The 23,142-nt window shown below is 72.2% G+C and carries 22 protein-coding genes and 1 tRNA gene; 12 read left to right on the top strand and 11 right to left on the bottom strand.

All coding sequences use genetic code 11. From position 1 onward, the window contains the following. Positions 1-179 precede the first annotated feature (179 nt). The gene (locus FB467_RS10315; protein ID WP_141785016.1) at positions 180-929 is read left to right on the top strand and encodes a YaaA family protein; all 750 of its coding nucleotides are present in this window, start codon (positions 180-182) and stop codon (positions 927-929) included. Positions 930-1,203: 274 nt separating this feature from the next. Here the strand turns inward: FB467_RS10315 and FB467_RS10310 are convergent, their stop codons facing one another. Both FB467_RS10310 and FB467_RS10305 read right to left on the bottom strand, forming a co-directional pair. Further along, positions 1,204-2,394: a cystathionine gamma-synthase gene (locus tag FB467_RS10310; RefSeq protein WP_141785015.1), complete on the bottom strand. Its 1,191-nt coding sequence runs from the start codon at positions 2,392-2,394 to the stop codon at positions 1,204-1,206. Between the two features lie 6 nt (positions 2,395-2,400). Continuing rightward, positions 2,401-3,765, bottom strand: coding sequence for a cystathionine beta-synthase (locus tag FB467_RS10305; RefSeq protein WP_141785014.1), 1,365 nt, complete (start codon positions 3,763-3,765; stop codon positions 2,401-2,403). A gap of 247 nt (positions 3,766-4,012) precedes the next feature. On the opposite strand from FB467_RS10305, the gene FB467_RS10300 reads away from it, so the two are divergent. From FB467_RS10300 to FB467_RS10290, 3 genes are read left to right on the top strand one after another with little or no spacing between them, the layout of a single operon-like run. Continuing rightward, positions 4,013-6,535 (top strand): GcvT family protein, encoded by a 2,523-nt coding sequence (locus FB467_RS10300; protein ID WP_141785013.1) that lies wholly within the window; start codon positions 4,013-4,015, stop codon positions 6,533-6,535. After that, positions 6,532-7,302: an electron transfer flavoprotein subunit beta/FixA family protein gene (locus FB467_RS10295; RefSeq protein ID WP_141785012.1), complete on the top strand. Its 771-nt coding sequence runs from the start codon at positions 6,532-6,534 to the stop codon at positions 7,300-7,302. Before FB467_RS10300 ends, FB467_RS10295 begins: the two co-directional genes overlap by 4 nt. Beyond that, a complete protein-coding gene (locus tag FB467_RS10290; protein ID WP_244932740.1) occupies positions 7,299-8,255 on the top strand; it encodes an electron transfer flavoprotein subunit alpha/FixB family protein in 957 nt (318 codons plus the stop codon). Before FB467_RS10295 ends, FB467_RS10290 begins: the two co-directional genes overlap by 4 nt. A gap of 57 nt (positions 8,256-8,312) precedes the next feature. On the opposite strand, the gene FB467_RS10285 is transcribed toward FB467_RS10290, so the two are convergent. From FB467_RS10285 to FB467_RS10270, 4 genes are read right to left on the bottom strand one after another with little or no spacing between them, the layout of a single operon-like run. Then, positions 8,313-9,536: a bifunctional RNase H/acid phosphatase gene (locus FB467_RS10285; protein ID WP_141785011.1), complete on the bottom strand. Its 1,224-nt coding sequence runs from the start codon at positions 9,534-9,536 to the stop codon at positions 8,313-8,315. A gap of 1 nt (position 9,537) precedes the next feature. Next, positions 9,538-10,275: a zinc ribbon domain-containing protein gene (locus tag FB467_RS19015; RefSeq protein WP_141785010.1), complete on the bottom strand. Its 738-nt coding sequence runs from the start codon at positions 10,273-10,275 to the stop codon at positions 9,538-9,540. After that, the gene (locus FB467_RS10275; protein WP_141785009.1) at positions 10,272-11,144 is read right to left on the bottom strand and encodes a Nif3-like dinuclear metal center hexameric protein; all 873 of its coding nucleotides are present in this window, start codon (positions 11,142-11,144) and stop codon (positions 10,272-10,274) included. The genes FB467_RS19015 and FB467_RS10275 overlap by 4 nt, the downstream gene beginning before the upstream one ends. 34 nt (positions 11,145-11,178) lie before the next feature. Then, positions 11,179-11,667: a LysR substrate-binding domain-containing protein gene (locus tag FB467_RS10270; protein WP_194288362.1), complete on the bottom strand. Its 489-nt coding sequence runs from the start codon at positions 11,665-11,667 to the stop codon at positions 11,179-11,181. A 111-nt stretch (positions 11,668-11,778) separates the two neighbouring features. Between FB467_RS10270 and FB467_RS18760 the strand changes: the two genes are divergently transcribed. Beyond that, complete coding sequence (locus FB467_RS18760) at positions 11,779-11,955, top strand: hypothetical protein (RefSeq protein ID WP_194288361.1); 177 nt, start codon at positions 11,779-11,781, stop codon at positions 11,953-11,955. 29 nt (positions 11,956-11,984) lie between these two features. On the opposite strand, the gene FB467_RS10265 is transcribed toward FB467_RS18760, so the two are convergent. Next, positions 11,985-12,057 (bottom strand) — tRNA-Val (locus FB467_RS10265). A gap of 116 nt (positions 12,058-12,173) precedes the next feature. Here FB467_RS10265 and FB467_RS10260 point away from each other — a divergent pair. After that, entirely contained in the window at positions 12,174-12,965 is a 792-nt protein-coding gene (locus FB467_RS10260; RefSeq protein WP_141785007.1) for an enoyl-CoA hydratase, read from the top strand. Positions 12,966-12,977: 12 nt separating this feature from the next. Here the strand turns inward: FB467_RS10260 and FB467_RS10255 are convergent, their stop codons facing one another. Genes FB467_RS10255 through FB467_RS10245 form a run of 3 tightly spaced genes read right to left on the bottom strand, consistent with a single transcriptional unit; the run spans position 12,978 to position 14,160 of the window. Then, positions 12,978-13,475, bottom strand: a complete 498-nt coding sequence (locus FB467_RS10255) for a peroxiredoxin (protein WP_141785006.1) — start codon at positions 13,473-13,475, stop codon at positions 12,978-12,980. Next, positions 13,472-13,897 carry a DUF3052 domain-containing protein gene (locus tag FB467_RS10250; RefSeq protein ID WP_228393385.1) on the bottom strand — a complete coding sequence of 142 codons (426 nt, stop codon included), beginning with the start codon at positions 13,895-13,897 and terminating at the stop codon, positions 13,472-13,474. Before FB467_RS10250 ends, FB467_RS10255 begins: the two co-directional genes overlap by 4 nt. Next, complete coding sequence (locus FB467_RS10245) at positions 13,894-14,160, bottom strand: ribosomal protein L7/L12 (RefSeq protein WP_141785005.1); 267 nt, start codon at positions 14,158-14,160, stop codon at positions 13,894-13,896. The genes FB467_RS10250 and FB467_RS10245 overlap by 4 nt, the downstream gene beginning before the upstream one ends. 68 nt (positions 14,161-14,228) lie before the next feature. Between FB467_RS10245 and aceE the strand changes: the two genes are divergently transcribed. Further along, positions 14,229-16,991 carry a pyruvate dehydrogenase (acetyl-transferring), homodimeric type gene (gene aceE, locus FB467_RS10240; RefSeq protein WP_141785004.1) on the top strand — a complete coding sequence of 921 codons (2,763 nt, stop codon included), beginning with the start codon at positions 14,229-14,231 and terminating at the stop codon, positions 16,989-16,991. 27 nt (positions 16,992-17,018) lie between these two features. Here the strand turns inward: aceE and FB467_RS10235 are convergent, their stop codons facing one another. Beyond that, the gene (locus FB467_RS10235) at positions 17,019-18,026 is read right to left on the bottom strand and encodes a glycerophosphodiester phosphodiesterase family protein (protein ID WP_228393384.1); all 1,008 of its coding nucleotides are present in this window, start codon (positions 18,024-18,026) and stop codon (positions 17,019-17,021) included. A gap of 77 nt (positions 18,027-18,103) precedes the next feature. Between FB467_RS10235 and FB467_RS10230 the strand changes: the two genes are divergently transcribed. The 5 genes from FB467_RS10230 to fabF all read left to right on the top strand — a co-directional run bounded on the left by FB467_RS10230 (position 18,104) and on the right by fabF (position 23,142). Then, the gene (locus tag FB467_RS10230) at positions 18,104-19,312 is read left to right on the top strand and encodes a PucR family transcriptional regulator (protein ID WP_228393383.1); all 1,209 of its coding nucleotides are present in this window, start codon (positions 18,104-18,106) and stop codon (positions 19,310-19,312) included. Positions 19,313-19,391: 79 nt separating this feature from the next. Further along, positions 19,392-20,390 (top strand): ACP S-malonyltransferase, encoded by a 999-nt coding sequence (locus FB467_RS10225; RefSeq protein ID WP_141785002.1) that lies wholly within the window; start codon positions 19,392-19,394, stop codon positions 20,388-20,390. After that, the gene (locus FB467_RS10220; RefSeq protein WP_425325834.1) at positions 20,387-21,445 is read left to right on the top strand and encodes a beta-ketoacyl-ACP synthase III; all 1,059 of its coding nucleotides are present in this window, start codon (positions 20,387-20,389) and stop codon (positions 21,443-21,445) included. The genes FB467_RS10225 and FB467_RS10220 overlap by 4 nt, the downstream gene beginning before the upstream one ends. Before the next feature lie 78 nt (positions 21,446-21,523). After that, entirely contained in the window at positions 21,524-21,772 is a 249-nt protein-coding gene (locus tag FB467_RS10215) for an acyl carrier protein (RefSeq protein ID WP_141785001.1), read from the top strand. Between the two features lie 119 nt (positions 21,773-21,891). Beyond that, a complete protein-coding gene (gene fabF / locus FB467_RS10210) occupies positions 21,892-23,142 on the top strand; it encodes a beta-ketoacyl-ACP synthase II (protein WP_141785000.1) in 1,251 nt (416 codons plus the stop codon).

Below are 23,142 nucleotides of genomic sequence, written 5' to 3'. Positions count from 1 at the left end.
CCCACCGGTCGCGGGCCCGGTGCCGCCGACGCTAGCCACGGAAGTCGCTGCGGGACAGCACTTTGACCATCTCCATAGCGGACCGGGCCACGCCGCTGACCTGGGACGTCGACCACCTGACTCCGTTCAGAACACGGGCCCGCGTCCCGCCCCTTGGCCGTCCGCCTAGGCTGCACGGCGTGCTGATCCTGTTGCCGCCCTCGGAGACCAAGTCGACCCGCACCCGGGGCAACCCGCTCGACCCCCGGACGCTGTCGCTGCCCGACCTGGCGGTCCCCCGGCAGCAGGCCGCGATCGCCCTGGCCGAGGCGAGCGCCCGACCGGACGCCGCGGAGGTGCTCGGGGTCAGCCCGAACCTGGGCGAGGAGATCGCCCGCAACACCCGGCTCGGCTCAGCCCCGGCGGTCGCGGTCTCGCGGCTCTACACCGGCGTGCTCTACGACGCGCTGGACCTGCCCACGCTCGACCCGGGGTCCCGACGGCGCGCGGCTCGCCGGGTGCTCGTGCAGTCCGCGCTGTACGGGGCGCTGCGGCTCACCGACAAGGTGGCGCCCTACCGGCTCTCCATGGCCGTGAACCTGCCCGGGCTCGGCCCGGTGGCCGCGCACTGGCGCGGCCCGCTCGCCGAGGTGATGCCGCCGCTCGCCGGGCGCGGGCTCGTCGTGGACTGCCGCTCCAGCACGTATGCCGCAGCCTGGGTCCCACAGGGCGACCTCGCCGGGCGGTGGGTGCAGATCCGGGTCCCCGGCGCCACCCACATGGCCAAGCACACCCGGGGCCTGGTCGCCCGTGCGCTGTGCGTCTCCGCGGTCGACCCCCGCACCCCGACCGCCCTGGCCGGGGTGCTCTCCGAGCGGTTCGCTGTGGAGCTGCACAGCCCGCGTGGTGCCGCCAAGCCCTGGGTGCTGGACGTCCACCCGCCCGCCTGACCCACGGCATACGGCCTGGCTCTTTGGGCGGTCCTTCCGGCTGCAGGATTATCGGGTTACCCCGAAACCTGGCGCTACCCACCGGGAAGCTTCCCCTACGAAGCGCAGGATTATCGGGTTACCCCGAAACCTGGCGCTACCGACCGGGAAGCTTCCCCTACGAAGCGCAGGATTATCGGGTTACCCCGAAACCTGGCGCTACCGACCGGGAAGGTTCTCCTACGAAGTGCAGGATTACCGGGTCACCCGATAATCCTGCAGGGGCGCCCGGCCCTCACAGACGGTCGAGGGCACCGAGGGCGTCGGCGACCAGGTCGGCCTCCTCCTCGATGCCGACGGAGAGCCGGATGATGTTGTCGGGGACCTCGAGCTCGGTGCCGCGCACGGAGGCGTGCGTCATCTCGGCCGGGTAGTTGACCAGGGACTCCACGCCGCCGAGGGACTCGGCGAGCTGGAAGACGCGGGTGGACTCGGCGAAGGCCCGGGCCGCGGCGGCGCCGCCGGCCAGGCCGAGCGAGACCATGCCGCCGAAGCCGCTCATCTGCCGGGCCGCCACGTCGTGACCGGGGTGGTCGGGCAGGCCAGGGTAGTAGACGCGCTCCACCGCCGGGTGCCCGACCAGCGCCTCGGCCACGGCCGCGGCGTTGCTGCTGTGCCGCTGCATCCGGAGCTGGAGGGTCTTGATGCCGCGGATCGTCAGGAAGGCCTCCCAGGGCGCGGATACCCCGCCGACGGCGAACTGGAGGAACCCGACCTTCTCGGCGACCTCGTCGTCGTCGGTGACCACCAGGCCGCCCAGGACGTCGGAGTGGCCACCGAGGTACTTGGTCGCGGAGTGGACGACCGCGTGGGCACCCAGGGCCAGGGGTTGCTGCAGCGCCGGGGAGGCGAAGGTGTTGTCCACGACCACGAGGAGCCCGGCCTCCCGGCCGATCTCGGCGACGGCCGCGATGTCGGTGATCTTCATCATCGGGTTGCTCGGCGTCTCCAGCCACAGCATCCGGGTCTCCGGCCGGATCGCGGCCCGGACCGCGTCCGGGTCGCTCATCTCCACCGTGCTCAGCCCGATCCCCCAGGGAGTCAGCAGCCGGCCGACCAGCCGGTGGGTGCCGCCGTAGACGTCGTTGCCCATCAGCAGGTGGTCACCGGGGGCGAGCAGCGCCCGCAGCAGCGCGTCCTCGCCGGCCAGCCCGGTGGCGAAGGAGAAACCGTGCCGGCCACCCTCCAGGCTGGCGACGAGCTCCTGCAGCGCGTCGCGGGTCGGGTTGGTGCCCCGGCCATACTCGTAGCCACCCCGCAGCCCGCCCACGTGCGTCTGCACGAAGGTGGACGTCTGGTAGACGGGCGGGATCACCGCACCGGTCGTCGGGTCGAACGCCTGGCCGGCGTGGATCGCCCGGGTGGCGAAGCCGCCGTCGCGGAAGGCGTCGCCGCTGTGGTCGGTGTCGGACTGGTCAGCAGTCAAGGATTCTCACTCCGAGAGGAAAGTCAGCAGGTCGGGTCGGGTCAGCACAGCCACCGGCTTGCCGCCCTCACTCACCAACAACGCATCGGAGTCGGCAAAGGCTTCCCGGGCGGCCGAGACCGTGTCGTTGATCCCGATCAGCGGCAGCGGGTCGCCCACGACGGAGGACACCGCGTCGGTCATCCGGGCGGTGCCGTGGAAGACCGCGTCCAGCAGTTCCTTCTCGTTCAGACCGCCGACGACCTCGCCCATCACGACCGGCGGCTCGGCACCGAGCACCAGCAGCTGCGAGACGCCGAACTCGGACATGATCTGCACCGCGTCGCGGACGGTGTCCGAGGGGTGGACGTGCACCAGGTCGGGGATCTGCCCCGTCTTGGCGCTGAGCACCTCGCGGACCGTCTTCTCCTGCGCCACCTCGCTGAAGCCGTAGCTGCGCATCCAGGAGTCGTTGAAGATCTTGCCCAGGTAGCCGCGGCCCCCGTCCGGCAGCAGGATGACCATCACGTCGTCCGGGCCGAGGTCCTTGGCGGCACGCAGCCCCGCCACGACCGCCATCCCCGAGGAGCCACCCACGAGCAGCCCCTCCTCGCGGGCCAGCCGCACCGTCATCGCGAAGCTGTCGGCATCGCTCACCGGGATGATCTCGTCCGGGATCGCGGGGTCGTAGGCGCCCGGCCAGAAGTCCTCGCCCACCCCCTCGACCAGGTAGGGCCGACCGGTCCCGCCGGAGTAGACCGAGCCCTCCGGGTCCGCCCCCACGACGCGGACCCGGCCCTCGCTGGCCTCCTTCAGGAAGCGCCCGGTGCCGCTGATCGTGCCGCCGGTGCCGACGCCGGCCACGAAGTGGGTGACGGTGCCGTCGGTGTCCTTCCAGATCTCCGGCCCGGTCGACTCGTAGTGGCTCAGCGGACCGTTCAGGTTCTGGTACTGGTTCGGCTTGTAGGCCCCGTCGATCTCGGCGGTCAGCCGGTCGCTGACGCTGTAGTAGGAGTCGGGGTGCTCCGGCGGCACCGAGGTGGGGGTCACCACGACCTCGGCCCCGTATGCCGTGAGCACGTTGATCTTGTCCTGCCCCACCTTGTCGGGGAGCACGAAGACGCACCGGTAGCCGCGCTGCTGGGCCACCAGGGCGAGCCCGACACCGGTGTTGCCCGAGGTCGGCTCGACGATCGTGCCGCCCGGCCGCAGCAGGCCCTCCTCCTCCGCCGCGTCGATGATCTTGCGGGCGATCCGGTCCTTCACCGAACCACCGGGGTTGAGGTACTCGACCTTGACCAGCACGGTCGCGGCGATGCCCTCCGTGACGTGGTTCAGCTTGACCAGCGGGGTGCCGCCGACGACGTCGACGATCGAGTCTGCATACCTCATCCACGCTCCAGGGTTGGGGGTCCAGCGGCCCAGGCTACTCGGGCCGCAACCTATCGATGGCATCACCTGAGGTTATCTCTCGCCGGACCCCTCGACCGCAGGCCGACCGGGCGCCCGAACACCCCGCCGAACGGTTGCATCCGGGGCCACCCGTCGGCCATCCTATGTTGCACAGAACGCATCACGGTGCGTCATGCGCAACACATTTGCGTGACCGTCGACGTCTCCGCACCACCCGAGGAGCAGCATGGCTTCCGTCCCAGAACGCGCATCGGTCATCGTCATCGGTGCCGGCATCGTCGGGAACTCCCTGGCCTACCACCTGGCCGACCTGGGCTGGACCGACATCGTGCAACTCGACAAGGGTCCGCTGCCCAACCCCGGCGGGTCGACCGGCCACGCCTCGAACTTCATCTTCCCCGTCGACCACAGCCGGGAGATGACCGACATCACCGCCGACTCGGTGCGCCAGTACCGCGAGATGGGGGTCTTCACGCAGTCCGGCGGGATCGAGGTGGCCCGCACCGAGGAGCGGATGGAGGAGCTGCGGCGCCGGATGTCCTCGGCCCGCGCGTGGGGCATCGAGTCCCGCCTGGTGACCCCGGAGGAGATCGCCGAGCTCGTCCCGTTCCTGGACCCCTCGGTGGTCGTGGGCGGGTTCTACAGCCCCTCGGTCGGGGTGGTGGACTCGCTGCGCGCCGGGACGATCATGCGCGAGCGCGCCCAGGAGAAGGGAGTGCTCACGGTTGTCGCCGGCGCCGAGGTCACCGGGATGAGCGTGGTCGACGGCCGGATCCGCGGCGTGCAGACCACCGCCGGCGACATCGCCGCCGACACGGTGGTCATCTGTTGCGGGGTGTGGAGCCCCAAACTGGCCGCGATGGCCGGCGCCCACATCCCGCTGACACCGGCGGTGCACCAGATGATCTCGGTCGGGCCGTGCGAGGTGCTGGCCGAGCAGCCCGGGGAGATCAGCTTCCCGATCGTGCGGGACATGGACACCTTCTGCTACGAACGCCAGCACGGCTCCGACATGGAGGTCGGCTCCTACGCCCACCGGCCGATCCTGCACGACCCCGAGAGCATCCCCTCGATCGAGCAGGCCAAGCTCTCCCCCACCGAGATGCCGTTCACCTCCGACGACTTCGACCCGCAGCTGGAGCAGGCGCTGGAGCTGATGCCGGACCTGCTCGGGGACGAGCGCGCCGAGATCCGGTATGCGATCAACGGGCTGCTCTCGCTGACCCCCGACGGCTTCCCGATCCTGGGCGAGACGCCCGAGGTGGGCGGCCTGTGGTCGGCGGCCGCGGTGTGGGTCAAGGAAGGCCCGGGCACCGGGCGGGCGGTCGCCGAGTGGATGACCCACGGCAACCCCGAGATCGACCTGGGCAACTCCGACATCGCCAGGTTCTACCCCCACCAGCGCACCCGTGCCCACGTCAGGGCCCGCACCAGCGAGGCGTTCAACAAGACCTACGGCATCGTCCACCCCGGCGAGCAGTGGTCCAGCGGCCGCAACGCCCGGCTGGCCCCGATGCACGCCTCGCAGCGGGAGCTGGGCGCGGTCTTCCACGAGACGGCCGGCTGGGAGCGCCCGCACTGGTACGAGTCGAACGCCCCCCTGGTGGAGAAGTTCGGGGACGCGGTGATGCCGCGCGAGCACGAGTGGGACGCCCGCTGGTGGTCCCCCGTCATCAACGCCGAGCACCTGCAGCTGCGCGAGGCCGGGGCGGTCGTCGATCTCTCCGCGTTCGCGATGTTCGACGTGGTGGGCCCGGCCGCCCTCGAGGCGGTCGAGCGCCTCATCGTCGCGAAGGCAGACGTCCCCGTCGGCCGGGTGGTCTACACGCCGGTGCTGGACGAGCGGGGCGGCTTCCGCTCCGACCTGACCGTGATGCGGCTGGCGCACGACACCTTCCGGGTGGTGACCGGCGGCGGGCACGGCATGGTCGACCTGAAGTGGTTCGCCGACCGTATGCCGGAGGGCGCGACCTGTGTGGACGTCACCTCGGCGGTCGGCACCGTGGGGTTGTGGGGGCCCCGCGCCCGCGACGTCCTCGGCTCGCTGACCAGCAGCGACCTGTCCCCCGAGGCGTTCCGCTTCGGCACCTGCTCGCTGATCGAGGTCGGCGACCTGCCGGTGCTGGCCTCCCGGATCTCCTACGTGGGCGAGTACGGCTGGGAGCTGCACCTGCCGATGGAGCTCGGTGGTGCGCTGTGGGACCGCCTGCTGGAGGCCGGCCGGCCGCACGGGGTGATCCCCGCGGGCATCGGGGTCTACGGGACCACCGGACGGCTGGAGAAGGGCTACCGGGCCTACGGGTCCGAGCTGGACACGGAGCGGACCCTGGCCGAGGCCGGGATGTCCCGGGCGCGCCTGAAGGAGGCCGACTTCATCGGCAAGCGCGCCCTGGAGCAGCAGGCCGCCGAGGGCGCACCGAAGTCGGTGCTGTGCTCCCTGGTGGTGCAGGACCACACCTCCGCCAGCGGCACCAAGCGGTACATGCTCGGCGGCGAGCCGATCCTGTCCCGGGACGGTGCCCCGTTGACCGACGGCCACGGACGCCACCCCTACGTGACGACCGCCGGGTCCGCCCCCAGCCTCGGCAAGCACGTCCTGATGGCCTACCTGCCTCCGGACCAGGCGGTCGTCGGCACCGAGCTGGCGGTGTCCTACATGGAGGAGCGCTACCCGGTCACCGTCGCGGCGGCGGACGCCACGCCGCTGTTCGACCCGGACAACGACCGCCTCAAGGGGGTCGCGCCGTGACGAACGTGCTGGTCTGTGTGAAACGGGCGCCCGACATCACCGGGGAGGTCCTCCTCACGCCCGACGGGACGGGCCTGGACGGGCGGTACTCGGGCTACGCGATCAGCGCGCACGAGGAGTGCGCCGTGGAGATCGCGGTCGGCATCGCCGAGGCCACCGACGGGTCGGTGACGGTGCTGACCCTCGGCGGCGAGGAGGCGGTCGAGCAGCTGCGGAACGCGCTCGCGGTGGGTGCCCACGACGCCGTCCACCTGCTGGCCGAGGCCGACCGGTTCGGCCCCGCCGACGTCGCGGCGGCGATCGCCGACCTGGTGCGCGTCCGCGAGGGCGACGGCACGGCATACGACCTGGTCCTGGTCGGCAACGACGCCGCGGACACCGGGGACTTCCAGGTCGGGATCCGGCTCGCCTACGCGTTGGACCGACCGGTGGTGGCGGGTGCGCAGCGGATCGAGGTCGCAGGCGGGGTGGCGACGATGCACGTCGGGTCGGCCGAGGGTTCGGAGACCTACGAGGTCGGCCTGCCGGCCGTGGCCACGGTCCTCGAGGGTGGCGTGACGCCGCGCTACCCGAGCATCAAGGGCCGGATGCGGGCCAAGAAGGCGCCGGTGGAGACGGTCGCGCCCGCGGTGGAGCCGCGCGGCACCGGGGCCCTCGGGCTGCGGCTGCCCCCGCCCCCACCGAGCCAGGTGACCGTGCTGGGTGAGGGTCCTGGCGCCGCCCCGGCACTGGTGGCGGTCCTGCGCGAGATCGGGGTCGTGTCGTGACCGGGCCGGTGCTGGTGCTGGTCGAGCCCGAGGAGGGCCGCGCCTCGCTGGTCTCCCGGGAGGCGCTCACCTTCGCCCGGCAGCTCGGCGACCCGGTCCACGCGCTGGTGCTGGGCGCGGCCACCGAGGCCGCGCTGCAGGACTGCCGGGAGCAGGGCGCCGCCGTCGTCCACGAGGCCACCAACCCGGAGCTGGGGCGCTACGCCGCGGCGGCATGGGGCACCGCCCTGGCCCAGGCGGCGGGCGAGGCCAAGGCCCCCGTGGTGCTGGCCGGCGGCACCCCCCGCGGGACCGAGGTGCTGGCCCACCTCGCGGCCCGGTACGGCCAGCCCATGGCGGCCAACGTCGTGCAGGTGGTGCAGGCCGACCCGCTGGAGGTGGAGCGGCAGGTCGCCGGAGGGTCGGTGCTGGAGCGGGTGCGCGTGAACACCCCGGGCATCCTGACCGTGGCCGGACACGCCGTCGCCCCGGAGCCGGCACCGGCGGCCGGGGCGGGCGAGCTGCGCCGGTACGAGGCCCGGCTGCGCCCCGGCGACCTGCGGGCCCAGGTGGTGCGCACCGAGGCACGCTCCGGCGGGGACAGCTCCGCGCTCACCGGCGCCCGGGTCGTGGTCGGCGCCGGCCGCGGCGCAGGGGGCCCCGACGGGTTCGGCGCGGTCGACGCGCTCGCGTCCCGCCTCGGCGGCGCGGTCGGGGTCTCCCGCGTGGTGACCAGCCTGGGCTGGCGCCCCCACCACGAACAGGTCGGCCAGACCGGCAGCCGGATCGCACCGGAGGTCTACATCGCCTGCGGCATCAGCGGGGCGATCCAGCACTGGGCGGGCTGCGCCTCGTCCAAGACGATCATCGCGATCAACACCGACGCCGAGGCACCGATGGTCACCAAGGCCGACTACGCCGTGATCGGCGACATGCACGAGGTGATCCCCGCGATCCTGGAGGAGCTGGGCTGAGCAGGGCGCTCCGACCGTGCACTACCGGCACGCGGGCAGCGAGTGCCGCCGGGCCGGTCAGCCCAGGTCGTGCAGGTGGTGGGTGTCGTTGATGAAGGCGACCTGCACGCCGCCGTCCGGCCAGAACTCCAGCGCGCTCAGCGAGGCGGGCGCGGTGGCGATCGACCACACCTTGTCGTGGTCGATGCCGAGGACGGAGCCGATCACGACGGTGATCGGCAACCGGTGGGAGGCGACGACCACGGTCCCGCCCCGGCCGATCGCGCGGCCCAGCGCCGCCAGCACCCGGGTGGTCAGCTGCTCGGCGCTCTCCCCGCCCGGCCGGGCGTAGGTCGGGTCCTTGCGCAGCGTCAGCAGCTCCTCCCCGAAGCCCTCGGAGAGCTCGGCGATGCTCCGACCGTCCCAGTCCCCGAAGGCCTGCTCGTCCCAGTCCCGGTCCACCTCGGGCGTGATGCCCAGGGCCTCGGCCGCCGCGCCGCCGGTCTCCATGGCCCGGGTCAGCGAGGAGGTGATCACCGTGACCGGGCTCGGGTCCGAGCGGTCCACCAGGGCCTTGACGGCACCGGCCGCGGCCCGGGCCTGGCGGCGGCCGAGCTCGCTCAGCGGCGGGTTGGACCCGCCCCGGCCGTCCAGCTTGTGCTGCTCGGTGTATGCCGTGACACCGTGGCGCAGGAACACCAGGCGGCACGGCCCGTCGAGGGTCGGGGTCGTCTCCGTGCTGAGCACCACCTCGGCGACCGGTGCGCGCACCTCGCCGAAGGTCGGAGTGCTGACGGCCGGGACCGGGTCGGCGGCGGGGGGCGCCTCGCTGGCTGGGGCCCCGTCGGCCGCACCGGTGTGGTCCCGGTGCACCGTCAGCCCGTCCATCCCGTCGTTGGACAGGGCGTCCGCGTCGCCGTTCTGGGCGCGCGGCACCCAGGTGTAGTCGACCGTGCCGCCGACCCACTGGATCTGCCGGGCCAGGTCCCGGGCCTCCAGGGCGAGGCGGCGCATGTCCTCGTGCTTGATCTTCCACCGGCCGGCCATCTGCTCCACGACGAGCTTGGAGTCCATCCGCACCTCGACGTGCGCGTCGTCGGCCAGGCCGAGGTCGAGCACGGCCTGCAGCCCGGCGATCAGGCCGGAATACTCGGCGACGTTGTTGGAGGCCGTGCCCAGCGGGGCGGCCCGTTCGGCGATCAGGGCCCCGGTGTCGCCGTCCCGCACCAGGGCGCCGTACCCGGCCACCCCGGGGTTGCCGCGGGACCCGCCGTCGGCCTCGACGACCAGGCTGCGCCCCACCTCAGAGGCCGGACTCGGGGGTGCGGACCAGGATCCGGCGGCACTCCTCGCAGCGGAGCACCTCGTCCTCCTCCGCCATCCGGAACCGGGACAGCTCGACGCTGTTGAGCTCCAGCTGGCAGCCACCGCAGCGGCGCTGCGCCAGCGCGGCCGCGCCCGTGCCGCGCTGGGCCCGGATCGTGTCGTAGAGCCCGACGAGGTCGCCCCCGACATCGGTGACCAGGGCGTCCCGCCCCTGCGCGACCGTCTCACGTTCCTGCACGAGCTCGGCCACGGCCGCGTCCCGGGTGGTGGTCACCTCACCGATCTCGGCCTCGACCGCGGCCAGCTGCTGCTCCACACCGGCCAGCTCCTGCTGGAGCGTCTCGGCGCGCTCCATCACCTCCAGCTCCTCGTCCTCGAGGGTGGTCTGGCGGCGGGCCAGCGACTCCAGCTCGTGCTGCAGCGCCTGCAGGTCCTTGGCCGAGCCCACGCCGGCATCCAGCCGCTGCTGGTTGCGGGCCGCGCGGTCCCGGACGAGCTGCACGTCGGCCTCGGCCTTGGTGACCTCGCGCTGCACGTCCTCGTATGCCGTGCGCGCCCTGACCTGCTCGGTGGCCAGGTCGGCCTGCCGCTCGGTCAGCTCCTCGAGCCGGGCGTGCTCGGGCAGGCTGCGCTGCCGGTGCTCCAGCTGGGCCAGCTTGCTGTCCAGCGCCTGCAGGTCGAGCAGCCGGAGCTGCCGGGTGGGGTCGGCCTTCACGTGGTTCCTCCAGAACTGGGCTGCCGGGCGCCGACCACGAACTCCCACGGGTCGGTGCGCACTTCACTGATCAGGACCTCCAACGTAGTGCCCGCGGCACCGAGTTCCGGCACCAGCCGGTCCCGGAGGGTCGGCAGCCAGAGCCACTCGCTGGCGTAGTGCCCGGCGTCGACGAGGTAGGGCGTGCCGTCGCCGACGGCCGCCTCCTCCCGCGCCTCCAGCGCCGGGTGGTGCCGCAGGTCGGCGGTCACGTAGACGTCGGCCCGGCTGCGGCGCACCGCCTCGAAGGAGGAGTCGCCCGCCCCGCCCAGCACCGCGACCCGCTGGACGGGCGCCTCGTAGGGTCCCGCCACCCGGATCCCGCCGGCGGTCGGGGGGAGCGCCGCGGCGAGCCGCTCGGCGAAGGCGCCGAGGCTCACCGGCTCGGGGAGGTCACCCACCCGGCCCAGTTCGACACCCTCGGTGACCTCCAGACCGGTCGTGGCGCCGAGCCCGCAGGCCGCGGCCAGCGCGTGCCCGACGCCCGCGTCGGCGACGTCGGCGTTGGTGTGCGCGCAGTAGAGCGCGATGTCGTGCACGATCAGCTCCGTCACCGCCGCCCCCTTGGCGCTGGTCGTGGCCACGGAGTGGACCCCGCGCAACAGCAACGGGTGGTGCGTGATGATCAGGTCGACCCCGGAGTCCCTCGCCTCGTCGATGACCGCCAGCGTCGGGTCGACGGCGAGCAGGATCCGCCGGATCGGCTGCTCCGGGTCGCCCGAGACCAGGCCGACCCGGTCCCAGGACTGGGCGGTGTCGGGCGGGTATAGCCGTTCCAGGGCGCTCACGACGACGCGCAGCGGCAGGCCGTCCTTGTTCGGTGCGGGCACGTGGACATTTCTATCAGCCGCCCCCGACCTCCGGTCAGCGCGCGACCGTCAGGCGGGCACGCCCTCCAGCAGCCCACCCGCCGCGGTGCGGACCGCGGCCGTCACCGCCCGGATGGCGGGGTCCGCGGCCCTGCTCCGCCTCGTCGCGACCGACAGCGTCCGGGCCTGCGCTGCGGGGAGCGACCTGCCCGCGCAGTGCGGGCGGCGTCAGGGCCGGGATGAACGCGGCCGCGTGCCCCGCGGCCGCCAGCGCGCACTGCACGACGACGTCGGCGGTGTCGTGCGCGATCCGGGGCTGGAAACCGGCCCCGCGGCAGGTCGCGAGCGCCCAGGCGTGCACGGGGGATCCCGGGGGCTCCATCGTCCAGGGCGTGTCGGCGAAGTCCTCGAGGGTCGTCCCCGGGGACCCGGCGGGCACGGCGACCAGCATCCGGTCCTGCCCGACCGGGGTGTCCTGGAGGTCCGGGGAGGACACCGGCGCCTGCCCGGCATACCGCTCGATGATGGCCACGTCGTATTCCAAGACGGCATCGCCCCCAACGACCACACCGACGCTGCCTGGGACATCCGCATCCTCGATGAGCTCGCCGAGCTGGGCGTCGCCCTCGCTCCGCTGGTCGCGCGGCTCGCCGATGTGCTCACGAGATTCACCGGATACGACACCCGCTTCGACGCCGCGCTCCGCCTGGCCAGGGCCGGCCAGTACGAATGGGTCGACCGGACCGACATCGACTCCTGCCACCGCGTCTGGTTCCAGCTCCACGAGGACCTCGTCGCCACACTCGGCATCGACCGCCTGGCCGAGTACTGATCTCGAGCCACGGGATACCGGAGATCGGGTGGGCCCGGCCGGGTTCGAACCGACGACACCCGCGGTGTAAACGCGGTGCTCTACCAGCTGAGCTACAGGCCCCGGCCGCACATTGTGTCATTCCCTTGCCGGCATCCGCGACGTCGCGGCGGGGCGGGCCGGGTCGGACCGCCCGGCGTAGGCTCACAGGACCCAGCGCCACCCGAGAGGACACGCCGATGACCACGACCGCACCCAGCACCATCCTGGCCGAGGTGGACACCGAGGCCCGGATCGCGACCGTCACGCTGAACCGGCCCGAGAAGCGCAATGCGCTCTCGCTGGAACTGATGGGCGAGCTGATCGAGGTGCTGCGCGAGCTGGGCGTCCGCCGGGACGTCTCCGTCGTCATCCTGGCGGGGGCCGGCCCCGCGTTCAGCGCCGGCCACGACCTGTCCGAGATGGTCGGCCGCCGGGTCGAGGACTACCGCGAGATCTTCGACCGGTGCTGCGAGCTGATGGAGCTGGTCCAGTCGATCCCGCAGCCGGTGATCGCCCAGGTCCAGGGCATCGCGACCGCCGCCGGGTGCCAGCTGGCCGCCACCTGTGACCTGGTGGTCGCCGAGGAAGGAGCCCGGTTCGGCACGCCGGGCGTGCGGATCGGGCTGTTCTGCTCGACCCCGATGGTGGCGCTGAGCCGGGCCGTGGGGCAGAAGCGCGCCATGCAGATGCTCCTCACCGGCGTGCCGGTCGACGCCGCGACGGCGGCCGACTGGGGCCTGGTCAACGAGGTCGTCCCCGCCGACCGGCTGGGCGCGCGGACCCGCGAACTGGCCGGTCAGATCGCGTCCGCCAGCTCGGTGGTCACCGGGATCGGCAAGGAGGCCTTCTACGCCCAGATCTCCCGCGACCAGCGCTCGGCCTACGAGTACACCAAGACGGTCATGACGATGAACGCGCTGGCTCCCGACGCCCAGGAAGGGATCGGGGCATTCCTGGCCAAGCGCGAGCCCGTCTGGTCCGACCGCTGAGCGCCGGCCTCCCTAGAGGTCCTTGACCGCGCGGTGCAGGTCACCGATGTCGCGCTGCTGGCCCGGCCCGTGCACCAGGCTCCACCGCACGATCCGGTCGGGGTCGACCAGGAAGGTGCCGCGCACCGCCATCCCGGAGGCGGAGTCGAAGACGCCGTAGCGTTGCGCCACCTCACCGTGCGGCCAGAAGTCGGACAGCAGCGGGAAGCGGTAGCCCTCGTGCGCCGCCCAGTAGCGCAGCGACTCGGCCGCGTCGCAGGAGATGCCGTAGACGGCGACCTTGTCGTTGACGAACCGGTCGATGTTCAGCTGGATCTCCAGCAACTCCCCCGTGCAGATCCCCGAGAAGGCGAACGGGAAGAACACGAGCAGGGCGTGCCGGTCCGTCACGACCGTGCTCAGCCGGACGGGACAGCCGCGCTGGTCGAGCAGCTCGAAGTCCGGGGCGCGGTCCCCCGCCTCCGGCGCGTTCGCCCCGTATGCCGTCTCCTCCGTCGCGGGGTCGGTCACCGGCGCCCCACGAGGCGCTGGGCCACCCACTCCGGTCCGACCGGCGTGGCACCGCTGGCCGTCAGGCCGGTGGTGGTGCAGGCCTCCTGGACGTCGTGCGCCTCGACCCGGTCCCGGCGGCCCTTGCCGGGCGTCAGCAACACGATGAAGCCCCCGTCCTCCACGGTGGTCAGCGCGTCCACCAGGTCATCGGTCAGGTCGCCGTCGCCCTCACGCCACCAGAGCAGCACCGCGTCCACGACGCCGTCGTAGTCGCTGTCCTCCACGGGCTGGCCGATGGCGTCCTCGACACCGTCGTGGAAGTCCTCGTCGACGTCGTCGTCATAGCCGAACTCGATGACGATCTGACCGGGCTGGAACCCGAGCTTGCTCACCGGACCCACCACGGTGGACTGCCGGGCCTCGCCGTCCGCGCTGGTCACCGCAGGCTCCGCTCGATGTCCTCGACCGCCCGCTTGGCCTCGGCCAACCCCTCACCGGTGGCCTCCCGATAGGCCTTGACCGCAGCGATCTTCTTGTCCTGACGGAGCAGTTGCACGACCTCGTCGGCGCCGTGCGGCACCCCGGGCTGGTCGGGCAGCTGGTCCAGCCCGACGTGCTGCGCGAGAGCGGCTACCTGGCGTTCGAGGATGGCGACACGTCGGCGCAGCGCCGCGGTCTCGTCGTCATTGGAGAACAGTCCCATGTTCACCAGCGTAGACGGCGTGACAGGATACCGAACAGCGGTGTCACCCCGAGTGAAAGGAACCTTCCGTGGCGAACCATCACGTAGCGCCCGGCCCCATCCTCAATGGGCTGCCGAGCCAGATACCGGACATCGACCCGGAGGAGACCCAGGAGTGGTTGGACTCCCTCGACGGGGCCATCGAGGCGGGTGGTCGCCGCCGCGCGCGTTACCTGATGCTCAAGCTGCTCGAGCGCGCCCGGGAGAACCAGGTCGGCATCCCCTCCCTGACCACCACCGACTACATCAACACCATCGGTCCGGAGGACGAGCCCTGGTTCCCCGGTGACGAGGAGGTCGAGCGCCGCTACCGCGCCTGGATCCGGTGGAACGCCGCGGTCATGGTGCACCGGGCCCAGCGGCCCGGCGTCGGGGTCGGCGGGCACATCTCCACCTATGCCTCCGCGGCCACCCTCTACGAGGTCGGCTTCAACCACTTCTGGCGCGGGCGGGACCACGAGGGCGGCGGTGACCAGATCTTCTTCCAGGGACACGCCTCCCCCGGGATGTATGCCCGCGCCTACCTAGAGGGTCGGCTCGGCGAGGACGACCTGAACGGCTTCCGCCAGGAGAAGTCGCACCTGGTCGACGGCAAGATCGTGGCCGTTCCCTCCTACCCGCACCCGCGGAGTATGCCGGACTTCTGGCAGTTCCCGACGGTGTCGATGGGCATCGGCCCGATGAACGCCATCTACCAGGCGCAGTTCAACAAGTACCTGCACAACCGCGGCCTGAAGGACACCTCCCAGCAGCACGTGTGGGCCTTCCTCGGCGACGGCGAGATGGACGAGCCGGAGTCGCGCGGTCTGCTGCACGTGGCCGCCAACGAGGAGCTGGACAACCTCACCTTCGTGATCAACTGCAACCTGCAGCGGCTGGACGGCCCCGTGCGGGGCAACGGCAAGATCGTGCAGGAGCTGGAGTCCTTCTTCCGCGGTGCCGGCTGGAACGTGATCAAGGTGCTCTGGGGACGGGGTTGGGACCGGCTGCTCGCCGCCGACTCCAGCGGCGCCCTGATCAACCTGATGAACAACACCCCCGACGGGGACTACCAGACCTACCGGGCCAACGACGGCGCCTTCATCCGGGACCACTTCTTCGGCCGGGACCCGCGCACCAAAGAACTCGTCAAGGACTGGACCGACGAGGAGGTGTGGTGGAGCCTGAAGCGCGGTGGTCACGACTACCGCAAGGTCTTCGCCGCCTACCAGGCCGCGATGAACCACCAGGGGCAGCCCACGGTCATCCTGGCCAAGACGATCAAGGGCTACAGCCTGGGGTCCAGCTTCGCCGGGCGCAACGCCACGCACCAGATGAAGAAGATGACCCTGGACGACCTCAAGGGCTTCCGGGACAGCCTGCGCATCCCGATCAGCGACGAACAGCTCGAGGCCGACCCGTACCTGCCGCCGTACTACCACCCGGGCGAGGACGACGAGACGCTGCAGTACATGCGGGAGCGCCGGCAGAAGCTCGGCGGCTACCTGCCCTCGCGCGCCCCCGGACGGGCCCAGCCGTTGCAGCTGCCGGGCGACAAGGCATACGCCATCGGCAAGAAGGGGTCGGGCAAGCAGCAGATCGCCACCACCATGGCGTTCGTCCGCATCTTCAAGGACCTGATGCGCGACAAGGAGTTCGGCAAGCACATCGTGCCGATCATCCCCGACGAGGCCCGCACCTTCGGGATGGACTCCTTCTTCCCCACGGCCAAGATCTACAACCCGCACGGCCAGAACTACACCTCGGTGGACGCCGACCTGATGCTGGCCTACAAGGAGTCCGAGCAGGGCCAGATCCAGCACGTCGGGATCAACGAGGCCGGCGCCGCCTCCGCGTTCACCGCCGCCGGGACGTCCTACGACACGCACGGCGTGCCGATGGTGCCGTTCTACATCTTCTACTCGATGTTCGGCTTCCAGCGGACCGGTGACTTCCTCTACGCGGCCGCCGACCAGTTGGCCCGCGGCTTCCTGATCGGTGCGACCGCGGGGCGGACGACGCTGGCCGGTGAGGGTCTGCAGCACGCCGACGGGCACTCCCCGCTGCTGGCCTCCACCAACCCGGCGATGGTCAGCTACGACCCGGCCTACGGCTACGAGATCGCGCACATCGTGCAGGACGGGCTGCGGCGGATGTACGGCGAGAACGCCGAGGACGTCATCTACTACATCACCGTCTACAACGAGCCGATCGTGCAGCCGGCGGAGCCGGAGGGCGTGGACGTCGAGGGCATCCTGAAGGGGATGTACCTGCTCAAGCCGGGGTCCGGCGGCAGCGAGGGCAAGTCGGTGCGGCTGCTGGCCTCCGGTGTCGGTGTGCCGTGGGCCCTGGAGGCCCAGCAGTTGCTGGCCGACGACTGGGGCGTCTCTGCCGACGTCTGGTCGGTGACCTCGTGGGGCGAGCTGCGCCGCGAGGCGATGGAGTGCGACGAGGAGGCCTCCAGCAACCCCAGCGGCGAGCGCCGGTTGCCCTATGTCACCCAGCGCCTGTCGGAGGGCTCCGGCCCGGTGGTGGCCACGAGCGACTACATGCGTGCGGTGCACGACCAGATCGCGCCGTGGGTGCCGGAGGACTTCTACGCCCTGGGTGCCGACGGGTTCGGCTTCGCCGACACGCGCCCGGCGGCCCGGCGGTTCTTCCACATCGACGGCCCGTCGATGGCGGTCAAGGCGCTGCAGATGCTCGTCGACCGCGGCGAGCTGGACCCGTCGGTGGCCCAGGAGGCCTACGACAAGTACCGGTTGGACGACGTCACGGCCGGCACCAGCGGCAACGCCGGCGGCGACGCCTGAGCCGCGCCGGGTGCCCCGGCACCCGGCTCACCCTGCGGCAAACGTCCGCAGGGCCTGCACCCCGAGGTCGGGGTGGTCGGTGAACAGACCGTCCACCCCGGCCCGCAGGTGGGTCAGCATCTCCTCCACCACGCGCCCGTGGTCCGCCGGGCCCCCGGGACCGCGCAGCGCCCCAGGCAGGAAGGCGTTCTCGGAGCGGAACGTCCACGGGTGGACGTGCAGCCCCAGCGACCGGGCGTGAGCCAGCCAGTCGGCCGGTCGTGCTCCGCCGTCCTCCTGCGACCAGTCCATCACCAGGGCCTTGTCCGGACCGATCCCCTCGACGCGGGAGGCCAGGTCCTGGAGCCCTGCCGCGGTGAACAGGCCGGGCGCCGGGTGCTCGACGAGGAAGATCCGGGGGGCACCGAGCCCGAGCTCGTGGCGCAACCGGTGCAGGCTGCCGTGCTCGAAGCACTGCAGGTACACCAGCGGAAAGGCGTCGTCGCAGGTCACCTCGCCCAGCCCGGCCGCCCGTAGGTCCGCGGCCAGGGGGTCCTCCAGCGGCAGGCCGGCCTGCTCGAAGTAGGTGGGGTGCTTGGTCTCGACGTAGACGCCGATCGGCCGGTCCAGTTCCGCGGACAGCCGGGCCCGCAGCTCCAGCACCTCGGCCAGGGTCGGCACGGTGACCCGCCCGTCGTAGGAGGTGTTGCCGGCGCGCAACTGCGGGAGGCGCTCGACCGCGCGCAGAGTCCGCAGCTCGGCCAGGGTGAAGTCCTCGGTGAACCAGCCGGTCACCTCCTTCCCGTCGATCACCTTGGTGACCCGACGGTCGGCGAACTCGGCGTGCGCCGCGACGTCGGTGGTCCCCGAGACGTCGTTCTCGTGGCGACACACCAGCACCCCGTCCGCGGTGCTCACCACGTCCGGTTCGAGGTAGTCCGCCCCCATCCGCGCGGCCAGCTCGTAGGAGGCCAGGGTGTGCTCGGGTCGGTGCCCGCTGGCCCCCCGGTGCGCGATCAGGATGGGGGTATGCCGGGTGCTGGCTGAGATACTCACGCCACCCAGTGTGACCACCGGACGGGCTTGTACACGACATACAAACGGGCGTGGCGCGTTGGCACTAGGGTGACGGGATGGACGCACGCCCGCAGGACGGCCCGCCGGAGGTGCTGACGCGCAACTCCGGCGCGGTCGCGACGGCGGCCGCCCAGCGGATGGAGCGGGAGCACGCCTGGTACCGCGCGCTCTCCCCCGCCGACCGGTCCTGGGTCGGCCTGGTGGCCCAGGCCGGGATCAGCGCCTTCCTCGCCTGGTACCGCCACCCCGAGTCCCCGGCGGTGACCGCCAACATCTTCGGCACGGCGCCGGCCGAGCTGGCGCACACGATCACCCTGCGGCAGACCCTCGACCTGGTCCGGACCACGATCGACGTCGTCGAGGACGAGCTGTCGCTGCTGGCCCCACCCGGCCAGGAGGCGGCGATGCGGGAGGCCCTGCTGCGCTATTCCCGGGAGGTGGCCTTCGCCGCCGCCCAGGTCTATGCGTCCGCCGCCGAGTCGCGGGGCGCGTGGGATGCCCGGTTGGAGTCCCTGGTGGTGCACACGGTGGTGCGCGGCGAGGCCGACGAGACGCTCAGCTCCCGGGCGGCCGAGCTCGGCTGGGAGTCGGTGAGCCACGTGGCCGTGCTGGCCGGTGCCGCCCCCGGGGGCGGGAGTTCCGGCGTGGCCGAGGGGCTGCGCACCGCGGCCCGCCGCTCCGGCATCGAGGCGCTCGGGGCGGTCCAAGGCAGCCGGCTGATCTGCATCCTGGGCAACGTGGAGGACCCGTTGGAGTTCGCCAACGGGCTGATCGGCCACTTCGGCCCGGGTCCAATCGTGGTCGGGCCGACCGTCCCCCACCTGTTCGCCGCGGGACGCTCCGCCCGGTCGGCGCTGTCCGGGTTGGACGTGGCCCGCGCCTGGCCCGAGGCACCCCGTCCGGTGTTGGCCGTCGACCTGCTGGCCGAGCGCGCGCTGAACGGTGAGGCGCCGGCGCGACGGCTGCTCACCGACCGGGTCTACCGGCGCCTGGTCGACGGCAGCCCCGGCCTGCTCGAGACCGCCAGTGCCTACCTGGAGTCCGGCCGGTCCCTGGAGGCGACCAGCCGCGTGCTCTTCGTCCACCCCAACACGGTGCGCTACCGGTTGCACCGGATCGAGGAGACGATCGACCTCGACCTGACCCTGCCCCGGGACGCCTGGGTGGCGCAGGTGGGGCTGAGCTTCGGCCGGCTGAGCGAGGATCCGCGCAGCACCTGGCGGCGGTCGGTCGGCCCGGACCGCCGAACCAGCGGTGAGTTGTAGGTTTCCTACAAGATCCATCCGCAGATCTGGTGGGTATCCATCACGGGGCGGACTCCGGGCGGGGGGCACAGTGGACGGTGTGCTTGTGATCGTCGCGCCCGGACAGGGCTCCCAGTCCCCCGGCTTCCTCGCCCCCTGGTTGGAACTGCCCGGCATCGCCGACCGCCTGTCGTGGCTGTCCGCGGTCGCCGGCATCGACCTGGTGGCGCACGGCACCACCTCCGACGAGGACACCATCAAGGACACCGCGGTCGCCCAGCCGCTCCTGGTCGGTGCCGGACTCGTCGCGCTGCTCGCCCTGTTCGAGCAGGCCGAGGCCGACCTGCCGGGTGTCGGCGCCCTGGGTGGCCACTCGGTCGGTGAGATCACCGCCGCCGCCGCGGCTGGGGTGCTGTCCGCGGAGCAGGCCATGGTGTTCGTCCGCGAGCGCGGCAACGGGATGGCACGGGCCGCCGCGGTGACCCCGACCGGGATGAGCGCGGTGCTCGGGGGCGTGGCCGAGGAGGTCGCCGGGGCCCTCGAGAAGCACGGGCTGACCCCGGCCAACATGAACACCGCCGGCCAGGTGGTCGCCGCCGGCACGCTGGACCAGCTGGCCGCGCTGCAGGCCGACCCGCCGTCCCGGGCCCGGGTCATGCCGTTGAAGGTGGCCGGCGCCTTCCACACCCACCACATGGCCCCCGCCGTCGACACGCTGGCCGGCTACGCCCGGGCGATCAGCCCCCGCGACCCCCGGACCACCCTGGTGTCCAACGCCGACGGCCAGGTCGTGACCGCCGGCCGGGAGGTCCTGGACCGCCTGGTGAGCCAGGTGAGCAACCCGGTCCGCTGGGACCTGTGCATGGACACCTTCGCCGAGCTGGGCGTCACCGGCCTGATCGAGCTGCCCCCCGCCGGCACGCTCACCGGGCTGGCCAAGCGCGGGCTGCGCGGCGTGGAGCTGCTTGCCCTGAAGACCCCCGACGACCTCGAGGCCGCCCACCGGATGCTCCGGGAACACGGGAGTGCCGCCGATGCCGCCACCGAGCCGGACGCGTCCGCGCGCTCCGGTGACAACCCCCAGGAGGACTCGCCTTGAGCACCGTCGAACTCGACCCCGCCCGCACCGGCCGCCCGTCGCTGACCGTCCCGGACGGCCCGCGCCACGCCCGCGTCCACGGGGTCGGTGGCTACCGTCCCGAGCGGGTGGTGACCAACGAGGAGATCTGCCAGTACATCGACTCCAGCGACGAGTGGATCCGGCAGCGGTCCGGCATCGTGACCCGCCGGTTCGCCCGGGAGGACGAGTCGGTGATCGACATGGCCGAGGCCGCCGCGCGCGACGCCATCGCCAACGCCGGGGTGGACCCCTCGCAGATCGGCGTGGTCCTGATGGCCACCGTCACCCACCCCTTCCAGACCCCTGCCGCCGCTCCGCTGCTCGCGGTGCGGCTCGGCATCCAGGACCCGGCCGCGTTCGACATCTCCGCCGCGTGCGCCGGCTACTGCTACGGCATCTCCCTGGCCAACGACATCGTCCGCGCCGGGACCGCCGACTACGTGCTCGTCGTCGGGGTCGAGAAGCTGTCGGACTTCACCGACAAGCACGACCGCGGCACCGCCTTCATCTTCGGTGACGGCGCCGGCGCCGCCGTCGTCGGCGTCTCCGACTTCCCCGGCATCGGCCCCACCGTGTGGGGCTCGGACGGGGAGAACTGGGACAAGATCCAGCAGCGCGAGGGCTGGACCGACATGCGGCCGCGGATGGAGGACCCCGACGGCGGCGACCCGCTGCAGTGGCCCAACTTCGCGATGCAGGGCCAGTCGGTCTTCCGGTGGGCCGTGTACTCGATGGCGCCCGTGGTCCGCAAGGCCCTCGAGGTCGCCGGCCTCGGCGCCGACGACCTGGACGTCTTCGTCCCGCACCAGGCCAACATGCGGATCACCGACGCGATGATCAAGGAGCTCAAGCTGCCGGCGCACGTGCCGGTCGCCCGCGACATCGCCGAGACCGGCAACACCTCCGCCGCGTCGGTCCCGTTGGCCACGGCGCGGATGCTCGACGAGGGCGAGGCCCCGCACGGCGGGCTGTCCCTGCAGATGGGTTTCGGCGCCGGGCTGGTGTACGCCGCCCAGGTGATCGTGCTTCCCTGACCGGGTACCCCCGCGGCCCGGCGGGTAATCCGGGTCAGCCCAGCAACACCCAACCACCAACACCAAGGAGTAGCCGAGATGGCCGCAACTGAGCAGGAGATCCTCGAGGGTCTGGCCGAGATCGTGAACGAGGAGACGGGTCTGGAGACGGAAGCCGTCCAGATGGACAAGTCGTTCACCGAGGACCTGGACATCGACTCCCTGTCGATGATGACCATCGTGGTGAACGCGGAGGACAAGTTCGGGGTCCGCATCCCCGACGAGGAGGTCAAGAACCTCACCCACGTCCGCGACGCCGTCAACTACATCAACAGCAACCAGGGCTGAGGGCTGACCGACCCACCACGGCCCGGTATGCCGGTCGGCCCCCGCGGCCGACGGCATACCGGCCGTGGTCGGCACCCCGCACCGACCCCACCCCCTGACCTCACCTAGGAGCACCCAGCATGGCCTCGAACCGTGACCGGCGCGTCGTCGTCACCGGCTTGGGCGTGACCTCGCCCGTCGGCGGCACGACCCAGGAGACCTGGGAGGCGCTGCTCGCCGGCACCTCCGGCGTCCGCACCCTGGAGCAGGACTGGGTGGCCGAGCACGAACTGCCGGTCACCTTCGCCGCTTCGGTGCACACCTCGCCCGACGAGGTGCTGAAGAAGGTCGAGGTCCGGCGCAACGACCCGGCCGGCCAGTACGCCCTGATCGCCTCCCGCGAGGCATGGGCCCACGCGGGCGCCCCCGAGGTCGAGCCGGAACGGCTCGGCGTCGCCGTCGGCTCCGGGATCGGCGGGGTGTGGACCCTGCTCGACCAGTGGGACGTGCTGCGCGAACGCGGCCCCCGCCGGGTGTTCCCGCTGACCGTCCCGATGCTGATGCCGAACGGCCCCGCGGCGGCCGTGTCGCTGGACCTCAAGGCCCGCGCGGGAGCACACACCCCGGTCAGCGCCTGCGCCTCCGGCGCCGAGGGGATCGGCCTGGCCCTCAACATGATCCGCAACGGCCGCGCCGACGTGATGGTCGCCGGCGGCACCGAGGCCGCCGTGCACCCGCTGCCGATCGCCGCGTTCGCCGCGATGACCGCGCTGTCCACCCGCAACGACACCCCGGAGCTGGCCTCCCGCCCCTACGACGTGAGCCGGGACGGCTTCGTCCTGGGTGAGGGCGCCGCGGTGATGGTGCTGGAGGCCGAGGAGCACGCCCTGGCCCGCGGGGCCACCATCTACGGCGAGGTGAGCGGGGTCGGCATGTCCGCCGACGCCTACCACATCACCGCCGGTGAGCCCGAGGGTGCGGGTGCGGCCCGCGCGATGCTCGAGGCGCTCAGCGATGCCGGGATGGGCCCGGAGGACGTGGCGCACATCAACGCGCACGCCACCTCGACGCCGGTCGGCGACCTGGCCGAGACCAAGTCGATCCACCGCGCCTTCGGCGACCGCGCCACCCAGATCCCGGTGACCGCGACCAAGTCGATGACCGGCCACCTGCTCGGTGCCGCCGGTGCCCTGGAGGCGGTCATCACGGTCCTGTCCCTGCACCACCGGAAGGTGCCGGGGACGATCAACCTGGTCGACAAGGACCCGGAGATCGACCTCAACGTGGTGACCGGGGAGCCCCTGGTCCTGCCCGACGGCCCGCTGGCCGCGGTGAGCAACTCCTTCGGCTTCGGCGGCGCCAACGTCGCGCTGTCCTTCCGGACCGCCTGA

The sequence above is a fragment of the Ornithinicoccus hortensis genome (assembly GCF_006716185.1).
In the GTDB taxonomy this organism is placed as follows: domain Bacteria; phylum Actinomycetota; class Actinomycetes; order Actinomycetales; family Dermatophilaceae; genus Ornithinicoccus; species Ornithinicoccus hortensis.
This window is presented reverse-complemented; position numbering and strand designations above follow the sequence as displayed.

Coding starts and splice junctions, on each gene's coding strand:
- FB467_RS10305 (WP_141785014.1), bottom strand. CDS start 3,765: ATGAGGTATGCAGACTCGATCGTCGACGTCGTCGGCGGCACCCCGCTG.
- FB467_RS10300 (WP_141785013.1), top strand. CDS start 4,013: ATGGCTTCCGTCCCAGAACGCGCATCGGTCATCGTCATCGGTGCCGGC.
- FB467_RS10260 (WP_141785007.1), top strand. CDS start 12,174: ATGACCACGACCGCACCCAGCACCATCCTGGCCGAGGTGGACACCGAG.
- FB467_RS10245 (WP_141785005.1), bottom strand. CDS start 14,160: ATGGGACTGTTCTCCAATGACGACGAGACCGCGGCGCTGCGCCGACGT.
- FB467_RS10230 (WP_228393383.1), top strand. CDS start 18,104: ATGGACGCACGCCCGCAGGACGGCCCGCCGGAGGTGCTGACGCGCAAC.
- FB467_RS10215 (WP_141785001.1), top strand. CDS start 21,524: ATGGCCGCAACTGAGCAGGAGATCCTCGAGGGTCTGGCCGAGATCGTG.
- fabF (WP_141785000.1), top strand. CDS start 21,892: ATGGCCTCGAACCGTGACCGGCGCGTCGTCGTCACCGGCTTGGGCGTG.